Origin of the sequence: Pseudomonas sp. Ost2 (assembly GCF_018326065.1) — a bacterium.
Taxonomy (GTDB): Bacteria; Pseudomonadota; Gammaproteobacteria; order Pseudomonadales; family Pseudomonadaceae; genus Aquipseudomonas; species Aquipseudomonas gingeri.
This window is the reverse complement of sequence record NZ_AP021904.1, coordinates 3,668,740-3,685,406: the sequence shown is the minus strand read 5'-3', so window position 1 is coordinate 3,685,406 and position 16,667 is coordinate 3,668,740. Positions and strand designations below refer to the sequence as shown.

Genomic DNA, 16,667 nt, shown 5'->3' with positions numbered 1-16,667 from the left:
TTGAAATGAACTCTTTGAAATATATTGCTTTTTCCATTCTTGGAACGCTCAGCCTGCACGCTTCCGCGCAGACCCTGGTGGAAGATGCCTGGGTCCGTGCCACGGTGCCGGGACAACCTTCCACCGGTGCGTTCATGCGCATTACCTCGACCGAGGGCGGCAAGTTGCTCGAGGCCAGGTCGCCAGTGGCCAAGACCGTGCAGATCCATGAATCCAAGATGCAGAACGACATCATGAGCATGGAGCCGGTGGACTCGGTAGCGCTGCCGGCAGGCAAGGCGGTCAGCATCGACCCAGAGGGCTATCACGTGATGCTGATCGACCTGGTCGGGCAGGTGAAGGAGGGCGACAGTGTCCCGCTGACCCTGGTGGTGGAGAACGCCAAGGGGGTCAAGGAGTCGGTCGAGGTCAAGGCCACCGCCCGTGCGCTCAACGAAATGCCCATGCATGATCATGGTGATATGCACTGAGGCTTTCTGCCCTGTGGGAGCCGGCTTGCCGGCGAAGAGGCCCTAGGGTCTTGCGGCGTCTATCCCGGCGCTTTCGCCGGCAAGCCGGCTCCCACAACTGAATCGCCCCTCGTCGCGTTCATGTTGTATCACAGTGTGTACAGATAACCCTTTGATACACCATGCAACTTATCGGGCGATCCGGGACACTTCCCGGATACATTCCCGCGCTTAACTGCTCCCGTTCAAGGCCCCGAGTTTCCTCGGGCTTTCCCGTCATGCGGAGTGCAGTCCATGTTCAAACAAGCCCAAGCCAGCCTGCGGACCCTGCGCCAGATCGCGCGCTCGATGGTCGGCGTGCCGGATTACGATGCCTATGTCGCCCTGATGGCGAGCCGACACCCGGAACAGCCGGTGATGAGCTACGAGGTGTTTTTCCGCGAGCGCCAGGAAGCGCGCTACAACAGCCGCAAGTGCACGACACGTTGCTGCTGAAACGGCGCACCAACCTTCAGCGGGCAAACGGGAAACGATGATATGAAATGGCTTTATGCAGGTTTGTTGGGCGCTGGCATGGCGTTGTCGGTGGGCATCGTGCTGGCGACGCCGGGTTCGTCCGGTGAAGCCGCCCAGGAAAACGCCTCGCCCATCTATGGCGTGACCATCCCTGACGGCTATCGCCAGTGGGAGCTGGTGGCACCGTCGCTGCAAGGTCCGCCGCTGAACGAACTGCGCGTGATACTCGGCAACCCCACGGCGCTCAAGGCCTACCGGACGAACGATACCTTGCCGTTTCCGGACGGCACCGTGCTCGCCAAGCTGGCCTGGAAGCATATGCAATCGGCGGAAGCCGCGGCTGCCCTGGTGCCGGGAGAGGCGACCACCGTGCAATTCATGGTCAAGGACTCGAAGAAATATGCCAGCACCGGCGGCTGGGGTTTTGGCCGTTTCATCAACGGCAAGCCGGCGGACGTGACCCAGCATGAAACCTGCTTTGCCTGCCATCAGGCGCTGGTAAAGGACCGGGACTACGTCTTCACCCGACTGGCCCGGTAACGCTTCCGATCTTGTGACGCGGAGCGTCACTGGCTGCATTCCCACGCAGAGCGTGGGAACGATCGGCGCCTGCTCTCCATCGATCGCTCCCACGCTCCGCGTCCGCCTCCCTGACGAGGAGCCCCAGCCCGTCCAACGCCCCTCAGCAAAAAATCCCTGATCGATCGTTCCCACGCTCCGCGTCCGCTTCCCTGACACGGAGCGCCAGCCCGTCCGCAACGGCTCTCAGCAAAAAAATCCCCTGATGAAACGTTTAACCTTTGATGAAATCGCCTGCGCAAGCGCTTGCGTAAACAATTTTATCTGATTACATTTTATTTCAATCAGGTCGGCCAGGGCATGTTCCCCGGTATGGCTCAGGTATAAAAATAAAAATTCCGGGTGTAAAAATGGATCTCTTGCTGGATCAGGTATTACGCTTTTTTTGCCGTTCTCCTCAGCCGCCCGCGCTGACCGTCGCCGCGAGGGCCTGTCCATGAGCCCTGCCGCAATCCCTGTTCCGCTGCTCGAAATGCACGGTATCTCCAAGACCTTCAACGGCCTGCGCGTACTGAAAAACGTCGGCCTGAAAGTCTATGCCGGGGAAATCCACGCGCTGATGGGGGAAAACGGTGCCGGCAAGTCGACGCTGATGAAGATTCTCTCCGGCGCCTACCAGGCCGATGCCGGCGGTGAAATCCGCATCGGCGGCCAGGTCATCGCCAGCTTCGATCCGAGCACGGCCAAGACCCATGGCATTGCCGTGATCTACCAGGAACTGAGCCTGTGCCCGAACCTGAGCGTGGCCGAGAACATCTATCTCGGCCGCGAGCTACGCCACGGCTGGACCATCGACCGCAAGGCGATGGAAGCCGGTTGCGTCGAAGTGCTGGCCCGTCTCGGTGCCGAGTTCAAGGCCGCGACCCTGGTCAGCAGCTTGTCCATCGCCGAACGCCAACTGGTGGAAATCGCCCGGGCCCTGCATGCCCACGCCCGGATCCTGGTGATGGACGAACCGACCACGCCGCTGTCCTCCCGGGAAACCGACCGCCTGTTCGCGCTGATCAAGCAATTGCGCGAACAGGGCCTGGCAATCATCTATATCAGCCATCGCATGGCCGAAATCTACGAACTGTCGGACCGCGTCTCGGTGCTGCGTGACGGCGAGTACGTCGGCATGCTGGAGCGCGACGGGCTGTCGGCGGAAACCCTGGTCAAGATGATGGTCGGTCGCGACCTGTCGGGTTTCTACAAGAAGGAGCACGCGGCCTACGCCCCCGGAGACGTGGTCATGCGGGTGCGCGACATGGCGGACGGCAAGCGCGTACAGCCATGCAGCTTCGACCTGCATGCCGGCGAGGTGCTGGGGATTGCCGGACTGGTGGGGGCAGGGCGCACCGAACTGGCCCGGCTGATCTTCGCCGCCGATCCGCGCCTTGCCGGCACCCTCGAAGTCGCGGGACGGCCGGTAACGCCCTTGCGCCACCCGACGGATGCGATCCGTGCCGGCGTGGTCTACCTCACCGAGGACCGCAAGGCCCAGGGCCTGTTCCTCGACATGAGCGTGAACGACAACATCAATGTCTGTGCCTGCGTCCCCGATGCCCATGCCGGTGGCGTGCTCGACCGCGCCAGCGCGGCACGGCGCGCGGTGGCCGCGATCAAGTCGCTGTCGATCCGGGTCGCCTCGGGCAAGGTCAGTGTCGGCGCCCTGTCCGGCGGCAACCAGCAGAAGGTATTGCTGGCGCGCCTGCTGGAGGTCAAGCCCCATGTGCTGATCCTCGACGAGCCCACCCGGGGCGTGGATATCGGCTCGAAATCGGAGATCTACCGGATCATCAACGAACTGGCCAAGGCCGGCGTCGGCATCCTGGTGATCTCCAGCGAACTGCCGGAAATCATCGGCACCTGTGACCGCGTAATGATCATGCGTGAAGGCCGGCTGGTGGCCGAAGTGGGTGGCACGTCGGGTCGGGAAATATCCCAGGAAGCCATTATCGAACTGGCCACCGGTGGCGAGCAGGTGGCCGCCCATGGCTGACTCCGGCAATCCGCAACGGCCCATCCCTCAACAGAAAACCGTGGAGACGAACACTATGGCGCTGACCGTAGGCAATCCGCTGCAAACGATCGGCAAGGGGGAGCGCATGCGTGAATTGATGCGCACGGTGGGCATGCTGCCGGTACTGATCCTGCTGCTGCTGGGTTTCGCCCTGGCCAGCGAAAACTTCATGACCGTGCAGAACCTGTCGATCATCACCCAGCAGGCCTCGGTCAATGTGGTGCTGGCCGCCGGCATGACCTTTGTCATCCTGACCGCCGGCATCGACCTGTCGGTGGGCTCGATTCTCGCCGCTTCGGCGGTGGTGGCCCTGCAGGCCTCGTTGTCGCCGCAGTTCGGCATGCTCGGGATCCTCGCCGGGATCGGCTGCGGCCTGTTGCTGGGGCTGGTCAACGGCGGGTTGATCGCCTTCATGCGCCTGCCGCCATTCATCGTCACCCTCGGTGCCCTGACCGCCATGCGTGGCCTGGCCCGGCTGCTGGCCGACGACAAGACCGTGTTCAACCCCGACCTGCCATTCGCCTTTATCGGCAACGACTCGATCCTCGGCGTGCCCTGGCTGGTGGTGATCGCGGTGTGCGTGGTCGGGCTGTCGTGGTTCATCCTGCGCCGCACGGTGATCGGCGTGCAGATCTATTCAGTGGGCGGCAACCCGGAAGCGGCCCGGCTGTCCGGGATCAAGGTGTGGAAAGTGCTGCTGTTCGTCTATGCCCTCTCCGGTGCCCTGGCGGGACTGGGCGCGGTGATGAGCGCCTCGCGCCTGTTCGCCGCCAACGGCCTGCAACTGGGGCAATCCTACGAACTCGATGCGATTGCCGCGGTGATCCTCGGCGGCACCAGCTTTACCGGCGGCGTCGGCACCATCGGCGGCACCCTGATCGGTGCGCTGATCATCGCCGTGCTGACCAATGGCCTGGTGCTGCTCGGCGTCTCCGATATCTGGCAGTACATCATCAAGGGCATCGTCATCATCGGCGCGGTGGCCCTGGATCGCTATCGCCAGTCCGGAGCCCGTACCTGACGGGCCTCACGAATACCGACGTACAGACGCTTCAACAATAATCACAAGAGAGCAATCATGAACTTCAAACGCATGTTTCCCGCTGTCCTGTCCCTGAGCCTGGCCGCGTTGCTGTCCCAGGGCGCCTGTGCCCGTGAACTGAAATCGGTGGGCATCAGCCTCGGTTCGCTCGGCAATCCGTACTTCGTGACCCTGGCCGACGGTGCCAAGGCCCGGGCGCTGGAGCTGAACCCGAATGTCAAGGTCACCTCGGTGTCGGCCGACTATGACCTGAGCAAGCAATTCACCCAGATCGACAACTTCATCTCCGCCGGCGTCGACCTGATCCTGCTGAACGCGGTCGATCCGGCGGCCATCGAGTCGGCCATCAAGAAAGCCCGCAAGGCCGGGATAGTCGTGGTCGCCGTGGACGTCAACGCCCGGGGCGTGAATGCCACGGTGCAGACCGACAACGTCGAGGCCGGCAAGCTGGCTTGCCAGTTCATCGTCGACAAGCTGGCCGGCAAGGGCAATGTGATCATCCAGAACGGTCCGCAGGTGACGGCGGTCACCGACCGCGTCAGTGGCTGCAAGGCCGCGCTGGCCGCGGCACCGGGGATCAAGGTGCTGTCCGATGACCAGGACGGCAAGGGTTCCCGTGAAGGCGGCCTGAACGCCATGCAGGGCTACCTGACGCGCTTCCCGAAAATCGACGGTCTGTTCGCCATCAATGACCCGCAGGCCATCGGCAGCGACCTGGCCGCCAGGCAACTGAAGCGCAGCGGCATCATCATCACCTCGGTGGACGGCGCGCCGGATATCGAGAACGCGCTGAAGACCGAGACCTCGATCCAGGCCTCCGCCAGCCAGGATCCCTGGGCCATGGCCCAGACCGCGGTGACTATCGGCAACGATCTGCTCAATGACAAGCCACCGGCCCAGGAAGTGACCCAACTGACGCCGAAGCTGATCACCCGCGACAATGTCGGTTCCTACACCGGCTGGTCCAGCAAGCATTGAGTCGATAAGGGGAGGGAGGCAGCAACGTGGTGACCATGGATGACGTGGCGAAGATCGCCAGGGTCTCGACCTCGACCGTCTCGCATGTGCTCAACGGCACGCGCAAGGTCAGCCCGGCGACGGTGCGGGCGGTCGAACTGGCGATCGAGCAACTGGGCTATATCCCGAACACGCTGGCCCGCTCGCTGGCGCGTTCGCGAACCCATACCATCGGCGTGGCGATCTCGGCGCTGTCCAACCATTACTTCAGCGAAACGGTGCACGCGATTGAAACCGAGTGCGCCAAGCACGGCATCATGATGCTGTTCGTCGATACCCATGACGATCCCGAACAGGAACTGCGGGTGGTCAAGGCGCTGCATCATCGACGGGTCGATGGCATCCTGCTGGCGCCGTCGAGCGGTTCACGGGAACTGGCTCTCAACTACCTGCTGGAAAACGAGATTCCGGCGGTCCTGGTCGACCGCCTGGTCACCGCGGGCTTCGACCAGGTCGGCGTGGAAAACCGGCGCTCGACCGAGGAACTGGTGAGGCACCTGATCGACCATGGACATCGACGCATCGGCTTCATTGCCGGTCGCCCGGGCTTCAGCACCACGGACGAGCGGGTCGAAGGCTACCAGGCGGCGCTGGACAAGGCCGGACTGCCCTTTGATCGCGCCTTGCTGGTCAACGGCGGTTCGGACAGCGAACCGGCGCGCCTGGCCACCGCGCAACTGCTGGCCCTGCAATCGCCACCGACGGCGATCATGGCCGCCAACAACCTGATGACCCTGGGTGCCATGCACGCCTTGCGTGATGCCCAGGTCGAAGTACCCGGACAGATGGCCCTGGTCGGCTTCGACGATTTCGACTGGGCGGACTTCTTCGTCCCGCGCCTGACCCTGATCGCCCAACCGGTCAAGGCCCTCGGGGCCGAGGCCGTCAACCTGTTGCTCAAGCGCATTGAAGCCCCCGAGGCGCAACGGCAGACCGTACACCTGGCCCCGACCCTGCGGATTCGCAACTCATGTGGCTGCCCATAGGCGGCCCGCTGGATGGAAGTGAATGTAGATGAGCAGTCCCGTCTCCCTCGGCATCGACCTCGGCACCTCGGAACTCAAGGCCATCCTGCTGGATGGCGACGGCAGCGTACTGGGCCATGCCGGTGTCCGCCTGACGGTGGCGCGCCGGCAGGGCGGCTGGTCCGAGCAGGACCCGCGGGACTGGTGGCAGGCCTGCCTGGCGGCCCTGGCACAACTGCGCCAGGCCCAGCCCGACGCCTATGGCCGCGTCCGCTGCATCGGCCTGTCGGGACAGATGCATGGCGCGGTGCTGCTGGGCGACGACGACCGCGTGCTGTACCCGGCGATCCTCTGGGATGACTCGCGGGCCATGGCCCAGGCCGAAAGCCTGGGCCGCGACTACCCGGAGTTTGCCGAAGTCACCGGCAGCCTGCCGATGGCCGGCCTGACGGCGCCGAAACTGCTCTGGCTGCAACAACACGAGCCGCGGGTATTCCAGGCGATCGATTGTGTCCTGTCGCCCAAGGACTACCTGCGCCTGTGCCTGAGCGGCGAACGCATCAGCGATGTCTCGGATGCCGCCGGCACCTTGTGGCTGGATGTCGCCCGCCGCGACTGGTACGCGCCGATGCTCCGCGCCACCGGGCTTGAACCGGGGCAGATGCCGCGACTGGTCGAGGGGCCGGCGGCCTGCACCGTACTGAACGCACCGGCGGCGTTGCAGATCGGCTTGCCGGCCGGGTTGGTGATCGCCGGAGGCGGCGGCGACAACCCGGTCTCGGCGGTCGGCATCGGCGCAGTCAACGCGGGCGATGCCTTTGTCACCCTCGGCACCAGCGCCGCCATCGTCGCGATCACCGACCACGCGGCGGGCAATCCCGCCAGTGCGGTCCACAGTTTCTGCCATGCCTTGCCGCAACGCTGGTACACCATGGGCGCGATGCTCGCCGGGGCCAGTTGCCTGCGCTGGGTCACGCGCCTGCTGGGCTTTGCCGATGAGGCCGCGCTGTTGCAGCAGATCCAGGCAACCCTGCCCATGGATCGGCCGGTGCCGCCCGACAACCCGCTGTTCCTGCCTTACCTGGCCGGCGAACGCACGCCCCATGACGACCCGTTGCTGCGCGGCGGCTTCATGGGCCTGGGCCATGACTGCGTGCCGGCGATGCTCGGCTATGCAGTGCTCGAAGGGGTCGGCTTTGGCCTGCTGGATGCGATGAACGCCGTGCTGTCGGCCGGTGCGACCGTGGAGCGTTGCGCGCTGGTCGGGGGTGGGGCACGAAGCGAGTACTGGGCCCAGTTGCTGGCCAATATCCTCGAACGGGAAATATTCACCCTGCAGGGCAGTGAACTCAGCGCCTGCATCGGGGCCGCCAAACTCGGTTTCCTGGCCATAGGGCAGGGCGCCGAACTGTCGCAGGCGGGACTGCCGGTCAAGGCCCGCTACTTCCCCGACGCAGGCCAACGATCGGTCCTGCAGAGCCGTTATCGAAAATTCCGGGGGTTGCTCCCGGCGGCCAAAACACTGCACGGGCAAATGTAACTTTATATTCCCAGGCAGTGAAAATCATGGTTATTATCCACCCGCGCCGAGGGCCACAATCCCTGCCGGCGTAAAGGACTGCCACAGGTCGCCACAGACCGGGCAGTCGCAGCCGATCGGGTCGACCCTAGCGCTGTCATCCCCGCGCAGGTTCGTCGCCAATCGTTGATCCTCCAATGGAATGAGAGGCTTGAATTGGTCAGAGAACCGGACACCGCGCTTATCCAGCAACTGTTCGAATCCCAGGTACTGCGTGATCCCTCGGCCCCGGCGCTGGGTTTCATGGGCCAGGTCCTGAGCTACGACCAACTCAATACCCGGGCCAACCGCCTGGCGCACCATCTGCGCTCACTCGGCGTCGGGCCCGACACACGGGTCGCCGTGTGCCTGGAGCGCTCGCCGCAGATGCTGGTCGGCGTGCTGGCAGTGCTCAAGGCCGGCGGCGCCTACGTCCCCCTCGATCCCGCTTATCCCGCGCAACGCCTGGCGCACATGCTCGCCGATTGCGCGCCGCGACTGCTCTTGACCCACGCGACGGCCCTGGAGTCCCTGGCGGCAGCACCCACGGCCCTGGAGCTGGCAGTGCTGGATCTGCGGGACGAATCCGCCTGGACCGATTGCCCGACGGACAACCCACTTGCCGAAACCCTCGGCCTGCATGATCGCCACCTGGCTTATGTGATCTACACCTCCGGTTCCACCGGCACGCCCAAGGGCGTGATGGTCGAGCATCGCGGGCTGGTCAACCTGGCCCGGGTCCAGGGCCCGCTCTTCGCGGTCGGCCCCGGATCCCGCGTGCTGCAATTCGCCTCGTTCAGTTTCGATGCCTCTGTGTTCGAATGGGTCATGGCCCTGACCCACGGCGCCTGCCTGGAAATCGCCGAACCCGGCACCTTGCTGCTGGGCGACAGCCTGGCGAGCCTGCTGCGCGAGCGCCATATCAGCCACGCGACCCTGCCACCGCTGGTACTCGCCGGGCTGGGCGAACCGGGCGCATTGCCGGCGCTGACCACGCTGGTATTGGCCGGCGAATCGCCGAACCCGGCACTGGCGGCGAGCTGGGCGGCGGGGCGGCGCCTGTTCAATGCCTACGGGCCGACCGAAACAACCATCTGGGCCACGGTGTATCGTTGCGATGAACAGCACGACCCTGATTGCCCGGTGCCCATCGGCGAACCAATCGACCGGGCCAGTGTTGTCCTGCTGGACGAGTCGGGCGTTCCGGTGCGCATGGGCGAAGTCGGCGAGCTGTTTATCGGCGGCATCGGCGTGGCGCGGGGCTACCTGAACCGCGCCGAATTGAGCGCCGAGCGATTTGTCGACAGCCCCTTCGTGGCGGGCGAACGCCTGTACCGCACCGGCGATCTCGCCCGCTTCGACGCCGACGGCCAATTGCTGTTTCTCGGGCGCTGCGATTTCCAGGTCAAGGTCCGCGGATTCCGCATCGAGCCCGGTGAGATCGAAGCCTGCCTGGAGCGTCTGCCGGGAGTCGAAGAAGCCCTGGTGATCGCCCGCGAGGACACGCCCGGTGAACGCCGGCTGGTGGCCTACTACCTGGCGGACAGCGAGATCAGCCCACGCCGGTTGCGTGAGCACGCCCGCCGGACATTGCCCGCACATATGTTGCCGGCGGCCTGCGTGCGCCTGCGGCAGTGGCCGCTGAACAGCAACGGCAAGCTGGATCGCCAGGCGCTGCCGGTGCCGGATGCCGCGGCGTTGATCAGCAGCGCATACGTGCCACCGCGGAGCGAGCTGGAACAATGGCTGGCCGATATCTGGGCCGAGGTGCTGAAGGTCGAGCGGGTCGGGCGCGAGGACAATTTCCTCGCCCTCGGCGGTGATTCCCTCAGCGCCCTGCAGATCAGCGTGCGGGTTCGCGAGCAGGGCGGGCGCATCCTGCCGCTCAAGAGCCTGTTTCTCGAAAGCACGCTGCACCAGGTGGCACAGCGGCTGAGTGAGCCGATGACGGAGAGTGCGCCGCAAGCGCCGGCCACTGTCGGGGCCTCGCCGATCGCACCGTTGTCCTACCAGCAGAGTGGCGTCTGGTGGTTGAACAAGGTGTCCGATGCCCGTGCCTATCACGCCCAGAGCGTGATCAGTATCCAGGGCCACATCGAGGTGGCGCTGCTGCAGCGCTGCCTGGACGAGATCGTCGCCCGCCACGAGATTTTCCGCACCACCTTTCACGCCGATGGTGAAGGCGTGCCGTACCAGCGCATCCATGAGCAGGCGCGTGCCGCGCTGACCTGCATCGATATTCCCGCGGACGACGAGCCGGCCTTCAACGCCCGGGTCAGCGCAGAGGTACAGCGCGACATCGACGTGGCGAGCCTGCCGCTGGTGCGCTGGCTGTTGGTCAGGCGTGGCGTCGATTCCTACGCGCTGGTGCATATCGAACACCATTTCGTCCACGACGGCTGGAGCGCGAACCTTTTTCTCGAGGAACTGCTGCACCTCTATCAGTTTCATCACGGCGAGCGCCAGGACCCGTTGCCCCCACCGGGCGCGCAATACGGCGACTATGCCCGCTGGCAACAGAGCGCGGCGGCCGAGGCCGAGTACGACCGGCAGTTGCTGTTCTGGAAGGAGCAACTGCGCGACGCCCCCTTTACCTTGCCGTTGCCGACCGACTTTCCCCGCCCGGCCCAACGCAGCGGCCGCGGCCGGCAACTGCGCTGCGAGCTGCCCGCCGCCCTGGCCGCGAAACTGCGCCAGTTCAGCGAGGCCGAAGGGGTCACGGTCTTCACCACCTTGTTCACAGTGTTCCAACTCTGGCTGGGACGGCGCTGCGGCATCGAGGACTTCCTGGTCGGCTCGGCGGTGGCCAACCGCAAATCGGTGGCCCATGAACGCTGCCTGGGGATGTTCGTCAACAGCGTGGTGATTCGCGCCGATCTCAGCGGCGCGCCGAGCTTTCGCCAACTGCTGCGGCGCACCGCCGAGCGTGCGCTGGATGTCTACGACCACGAAAGCCTGCCCTTCGAAAGGCTGGTGCGCGAGTTCCAGCCCAGCCGCTCGCTGTCGCGCAACCCGCTGTTCCAGGTGGCCTTCAGTTTCCACAACTCGCAGACCCCAGCGCTCAAGGGCCCGGGATTCGATCTCTCGCTGTTCGAGGCCTACAGCAACCAGACCGCGAAGTTCGACCTGGAGGTGGTGCTGATTCCCCGGGGTACCCGGACCGGCAACTCCAACAATCCGGACACGCTGTCACTGCTGTGGAACTACTCGGTCGATCTGTTCAAGGAAGACACCATGACCCGTCTGCGCGACAACTACCTCGATCTGCTCGGACAGTGCCTGGAAGCACCCGAGCGTCATCTCGACAGTGACTCGGTGATCGGTGTCGAGGAACGCCATCGCCTGTTGGAAGAATGGAACAGGGTGACTCCGCCGAGTGAACCGCCGCGTTGTCTGCAGCAGTTGTTCGAAGAACAGGTGGCGCGCGATCCCTGGGCTCCGGCGGTCAGTTGCGAAGGCCAGACCCTCGGCTACCGCGAGTTGAATGCCCGGGCCAACCGACTGGCGCGGCATCTGCGTACCCTCGGCGTCGGTCCCGATGTGTTGGTGGGCCTGTGTGTCGAACGCTCCCTGGACATGCTGGTGGGACTGCTGGCGATCCTCAAGGCCGGTGGCGCCTATGTGCCGCTGGACCCGGTCTACCCGAGCGAGCGCCTGCACCTGTTGCTCGCCGACAGCACGCCGACGGTGGTCCTGACCCATGCGCCAGCCCGGCCCAGCCTGACGGCCGCCTGCAAGGGGCTGGCGAACAAGCCACGGCTGCTGGACCTGGAGGCCGACGCCGCGCGTTGGGCCGAGCGTCCCGACGACAATCTCGACCCGCGGGAAACGGGCGTGACCGCGAACCACCTGGCCTATGTCATCTACACCTCCGGCTCCACCGGCACGCCCAAGGGCGTGATGATCGAGCATGCCCAGGTGGCCCGGCTGTTCACCAGCACTGCCGCGCAGTTCCATTTCGACAGCGACGATGTCTGGACCCTGTTCCATTCCTTCGCCTTCGACTTCTCGGTCTGGGAAATCTGGGGGGCGCTGCTCCATGGTGGACGCCTGGTGATTGTCCCGAGCCTGACCAGCCGGACCCCGGCGGACTTCTACCAGTTGCTCTGCGAGCAAGGTGTGACGGTCCTCAACCAGACTCCGAGTGCCTTCCGCAGCCTGCTCGGCGCCCAGGCCCGCAGCACGGCGGCTCATAGCCTGCGCTACGTGGTGTTCGGTGGCGAGGCGCTGGAAACCACCGCGCTCAAGCCGTGGTTCGCCGACCCGCGCAACAGCGACACGCAACTGGTCAACATGTACGGCATCACCGAAATCACCGTGCACGCGACCTATCTGGCCCTGCGCGCCGAAGATGCCGAGCAGCCCGGTGCCAGCCCCATCGGCCGGCCGCTGGCAGACCTGCGTTGCTACCTGCTCGATCCTGCCGGGCAGTTGCTGCCGGTCGGTGCCGAAGGCGAGATCCATATCGGCGGGGCCGGGGTCGCCCGGGGCTACCTGAACCGCGAAACCCTGACGGCCGAACGCTTTGTCGACAATCCCTTTGTCGCCGGCGATCGCCTGTACCGCACCGGCGACCTGGCCCGCTATCGGCCCGACGGCAGCCTGGAGTTCCTCGGGCGCAACGATTTCCAGGTGAAGATCCGCGGTTTCCGTATCGAGCTGGGGGAAATCGAGGCCTGCCTGGGCCGTTGCGTCGGTGTGCGCGAAGCGGTGGTCATCGCCCGCGAGGACCAGCCGGGAGAGCCGCGCCTGGTGGCCTACTACACGGCCGCCGAAGGGGCCGTGCCCAGCGTCCGCGAACTGCGCGCGCAACTGGCGGCGGCGCTGCCGGAGCATATGGTGCCGGCCGCCTATGTCGGTCTGGAGGCATTGCCGCTGACCGCCAACGGCAAGCTCGATCGCCGGGCGTTGCCGGCGCCTGATGACAGCGCCTTCGGCACCCGGCCGTTCAGCCCCGCGCAGGGGCCGGTGGAAATCGCCCTGGCCGAGGCCTGGGCCCATGTGCTCGGGCGCGAACGGATCGGCCGCGACGACAATTTCTTTGCCCTCGGCGGCCATTCGCTGTCGGCCCTGCGGGTGCTCGAACGCCTGCGCCGCCAGGGCATCGAACTGGATGCCCGGCTGATGTTCAGTGCGCCGGTGCTGCGCGAGCTGGCCGCCGGGGTCGAAGTGGCCGAAGTCGCGGCGCCGATCCCGGCCAACGGCATTGTCCAGGGCCTGCCGATCACGCCCGAGCGCTTGCCGCTGGCGACACTGGACCAGGCGCAGATCGATGCGATTGTCGCCACGGTGCCCGGTGGCTCCGACAATGTGCAGGATATCTATCCGCTGTCGCCGTTGCAGGAGGGCATGCTGTTCCACCACCTGATGGCGCGCAATGGCGACCCCTATCTGCTCTGGAGCCTGATGAGCTTCAGCGACCGGGCGACCCTGGAGCGCTATGTCCAGGCCCTGGAAACGGTGATCGGGCGCCATGACATCCTGCGCACCTCGATCTTCTGGGACGACCTGGAACAGCCGGTACAGGTGGTCTGGCGCCAGATCGGCACACTGGTCGAGGAACTGCGGCTGGATCCGGCCGGCGGCGATATCGCCGGACAACTGCGTCAGCGCTTCGATCCCCGGCATTATCGCCTGCCCCTGGACCGGGCACCGCTGATGCGCATGATGGTCGCCCGGGACGACGCCAACGACCGCTGGCTGGGCCTGCGCCTGTTCCATCACATCATCGACGACAACACGTCGCTGAAACAGCTGAACGCCGAGGTCGAGGCGGTCCTGGGCGGTAACGCCGACAGCCTGTTGCCGGCCTTGCCTTATCGCAACTTCATTGCACAACGGGTGAAGGGCGGCGACCAGGAGGCCCAGGAGCAGTTTTTCCGCGGCATGCTGGCCGGCGTCAGCGAGCCCTCCGCACCCTTCGGCCTGCTCGATATCCAGGGTGACGGCAGCGGCATCGGCGAAGCCCGGCTGCAGTTGGCCGGCGATCTCGGCCAGCGCCTGCGCCAGGCCGCCCAGGCCTTGGGCGTGAGCCCGGCCAGCCTGTTCCATGTCGCCTGGGGGCAGGTGGTGGCCCATACCTCCGGACGCCACGACGTGGTGTTCGGCACGGTGCTGTTCGGGCGCCTGTACGGCGGCGAGGGGGCCGAACGCATTCTCGGCCCGTTCATCAATACCTTGCCGATCCGCATCGATCTCGCCGCCGAAGGCGTGGCGGCCTGTGTCCGGCGCACCCATCGGCTGCTGACCCGACTGTTCGAGCACGAACACGCCTCGCTGGCGCTGGCCCAGCGCTGCAGTGGCATCGCCTCGCCAACACCGCTGTTCACCACCTTGCTCAACTACCGGCACAGCGAGCGGGCCACCGAAGGCGGCGACTCGACCTCCGGTGCCTGGAAGGGCATCGAGGTACTGGGCGGCGAAGAGCGCACCAACTATCCCCTGGTGCTGGCCGTGGACGACAGCGGCGAGGGCTTCCGGATCGGCGCCCAGGTCTGTGCGGCCCTGGATGCACAACGCACCTGCGCGATGATGCAACGAGCCCTGGAAAGCCTGGTCGCCGCCCTGGAACAGGCACCGCAGGGCGCGGTCGAGCGCCTGGATATCCTGCCGGCGAACGAGCGCCGGTTGTTGCTGGAGGAGTGGAATCCGCCAAGCCGCGTGGTCGCGGACCACCGCTGCCTGCACCAGGGTTTCGAGCGTCAGGCCGCCATCCAGCCCGAGGCCCCGGCGGTCAGCTTCGAGGGCGCGACCCTCGGCTATGGCGAGCTCAATGCCCGGGCCAACCGCCTGGCCCATTATCTGCGCGGGCGCGGCGTCGGGCCCGAGGTGCGGGTCGGCCTGTGTGTCGAACGTTCACTGGACATGCTCGTGGGCCTGCTGGCGATCCTCAAGGCCGGCGGTGCCTATGTGCCGCTGGACCCGGCGTACCCCGGCGAACGGCTCAAGCACTTGCTGACCGACAGCGGCGTGCCGCTGGTGCTGCGGCACAAGGCGACCCGCAGCGTGCTGGAGGACGCCGTGCAAGGACTGGCGGCGGTCCCCGAGTGCATCGACCTGGACCACGCGCAGGCCTGGGCCGGGTGCCCGACGGATAACCTCGAGGCCCAACAGATGGGCCTCAGTGCGAGCAACCTGGCCTATGTCATCTATACCTCGGGCTCCACCGGCACACCGAAGGGGGTGATGATCGAGCACAGGCATGTCGCCCGCCTGTTTGCCAGCACCGCCGGGGCATTCGCCTTCAACCGCGATGATGTCTGGACATTGTTCCATTCCTTTGCCTTCGACTTCTCGGTCTGGGAAATCTGGGGTGCGCTGCTCCACGGTGGGCGCCTGGTGATCGTGCCGGGCCTGACCAGTCGCAATCCGCAGGACTTCTACCAGTTGCTCTGCGAACAGCAGGTGACCGTGCTCAACCAGACGCCCAGCGCCTTCCGTGGCCTGATCGATGCCCAGGCCCGCGGCCCGGCCACCCACAGCCTGCGCTGCGTGGTGTTCGGCGGCGAAGCACTGGAACCGGCATCACTCAAGCCCTGGTATGCCGACCCGCGCAACAGCGATACGCAACTGGTCAATATGTACGGCATCACCGAAATTACCGTGCATGCCACCTACCTGGCGCTACGCCCCGAAGATGCCGAACGCTCCGGCGCCAGCCCCATCGGCCGACCGCTGGCGGACCTGCGCTGCTATCTGCTCGACAACCTGGGGCAACTGGTGCCGGTCGGCGTCGCCGGTGAAATCCATATCGGCGGGGCCGGGGTCGCCCGTGGCTACCTGAATCGCGCCGCCCTGACCGCCGAGCGCTTTATCGACAATCCCTTTGTCGTCGGCGAGCGCCTGTACCGTACCGGCGATATGGCCCGCTACCGGGCCGACGGCAGCCTGGAGTTCCTCGGGCGCAACGACTTCCAGGTGAAGATCCGTGGCTTTCGCATCGAACCGGGTGAAATCGAAGCCTGCCTGCGAGATTGCGCCGGCGTGCGCGAGGCCGTGGTCATCGCCCGCGAAGACCAGCCGGGTGAGGTACGCCTGGTGGCTTACTACAGCGAGGCGGAAAACACGCCGGTCGACGTCGCCGCGCTGCGTGAACATGTGGTGGCGCGCTTGCCCGGCCATCTGGTGCCGGCCGCCTACGTCCGCCTGGACATGCTGCCACTGACCGCCAACGGCAAGCTCGACCGCCAGGCCTTGCCGGTGCCGGGCACAGGCGCGTTCGCCGGGCAGGGGTTTGTCGCCCCGAGCACACCGATCGAAGCGGCGCTGGCCCGGATCTGGTGCGAGGTGCTGCGCTGCGAGCGGGTCGGCCTGACCGACAACTTCTTCCATCTCGGCGGCCATTCGCTGCTGGCGACCCGCATCGTGGCGCGGATCGAAGACCTGCTGGGCATCGACTTGCCGATGCGGGTGCTGTTCGACCATCCGACGATCGAAGCGGTGCTCGACCACCTCTTCACCCAGGCGCAGGAAACCCGCGCCTCACCCTGAAAGCCGGCGACCGGCCCGGCCCTGGTGGCCGGGCACCGATGCCCGGGGC

The 16,667-nt window shown here is 65.8% G+C and carries 9 protein-coding genes; all 9 read left to right on the top strand.

Features of this window, described 5'->3' with window-relative positions; all coding sequences use genetic code 11:
- Positions 1 to 5 precede the first annotated feature (5 nt).
- The 9 genes from KI243_RS16130 (at position 6) to KI243_RS16090 (ending at position 16,618) form a co-directional block, all read left to right on the top strand.
- Positions 6 to 470: a copper chaperone PCu(A)C gene (locus KI243_RS16130; RefSeq protein WP_042936412.1), complete on the top strand. Its 465-nt coding sequence runs from the start codon at positions 6 to 8 to the stop codon at positions 468 to 470.
- Between the two features lie 273 nt (positions 471 to 743).
- Positions 744 to 944, top strand: a complete 201-nt coding sequence (locus KI243_RS16125; RefSeq protein WP_017128393.1) for a YbdD/YjiX family protein — start codon at positions 744 to 746, stop codon at positions 942 to 944.
- A gap of 42 nt (positions 945 to 986) precedes the next feature.
- Complete coding sequence (locus tag KI243_RS16120) at positions 987 to 1,505, top strand: cytochrome P460 family protein (protein WP_177131340.1); 519 nt, start codon at positions 987 to 989, stop codon at positions 1,503 to 1,505.
- 475 nt (positions 1,506 to 1,980) lie between these two features.
- A complete protein-coding gene (locus KI243_RS16115; RefSeq protein WP_244861719.1) occupies positions 1,981 to 3,525 on the top strand; it encodes a sugar ABC transporter ATP-binding protein in 1,545 nt (514 codons plus the stop codon).
- Positions 3,526 to 3,580: 55 nt separating this feature from the next.
- Positions 3,581 to 4,567 carry a ribose ABC transporter permease gene (locus KI243_RS16110; RefSeq protein WP_212809296.1) on the top strand — a complete coding sequence of 329 codons (987 nt, stop codon included), beginning with the start codon at positions 3,581 to 3,583 and terminating at the stop codon, positions 4,565 to 4,567.
- Positions 4,568 to 4,624: 57 nt separating this feature from the next.
- A complete protein-coding gene (locus KI243_RS16105) occupies positions 4,625 to 5,566 on the top strand; it encodes an ABC transporter substrate-binding protein (RefSeq protein ID WP_177109377.1) in 942 nt (313 codons plus the stop codon).
- Positions 5,567 to 5,592: 26 nt separating this feature from the next.
- Positions 5,593 to 6,591 carry a LacI family DNA-binding transcriptional regulator gene (locus tag KI243_RS16100; protein WP_212811158.1) on the top strand — a complete coding sequence of 333 codons (999 nt, stop codon included), beginning with the start codon at positions 5,593 to 5,595 and terminating at the stop codon, positions 6,589 to 6,591.
- A 28-nt stretch (positions 6,592 to 6,619) separates the two neighbouring features.
- A complete protein-coding gene (xylB, locus tag KI243_RS16095) occupies positions 6,620 to 8,110 on the top strand; it encodes a xylulokinase (protein WP_212811157.1) in 1,491 nt (496 codons plus the stop codon).
- Between the two features lie 195 nt (positions 8,111 to 8,305).
- The gene (locus KI243_RS16090; protein WP_212811156.1) at positions 8,306 to 16,618 is read left to right on the top strand and encodes a non-ribosomal peptide synthetase; all 8,313 of its coding nucleotides are present in this window, start codon (positions 8,306 to 8,308) and stop codon (positions 16,616 to 16,618) included.
- The last annotated feature ends 49 nt before the right edge of the window (positions 16,619 to 16,667 follow it).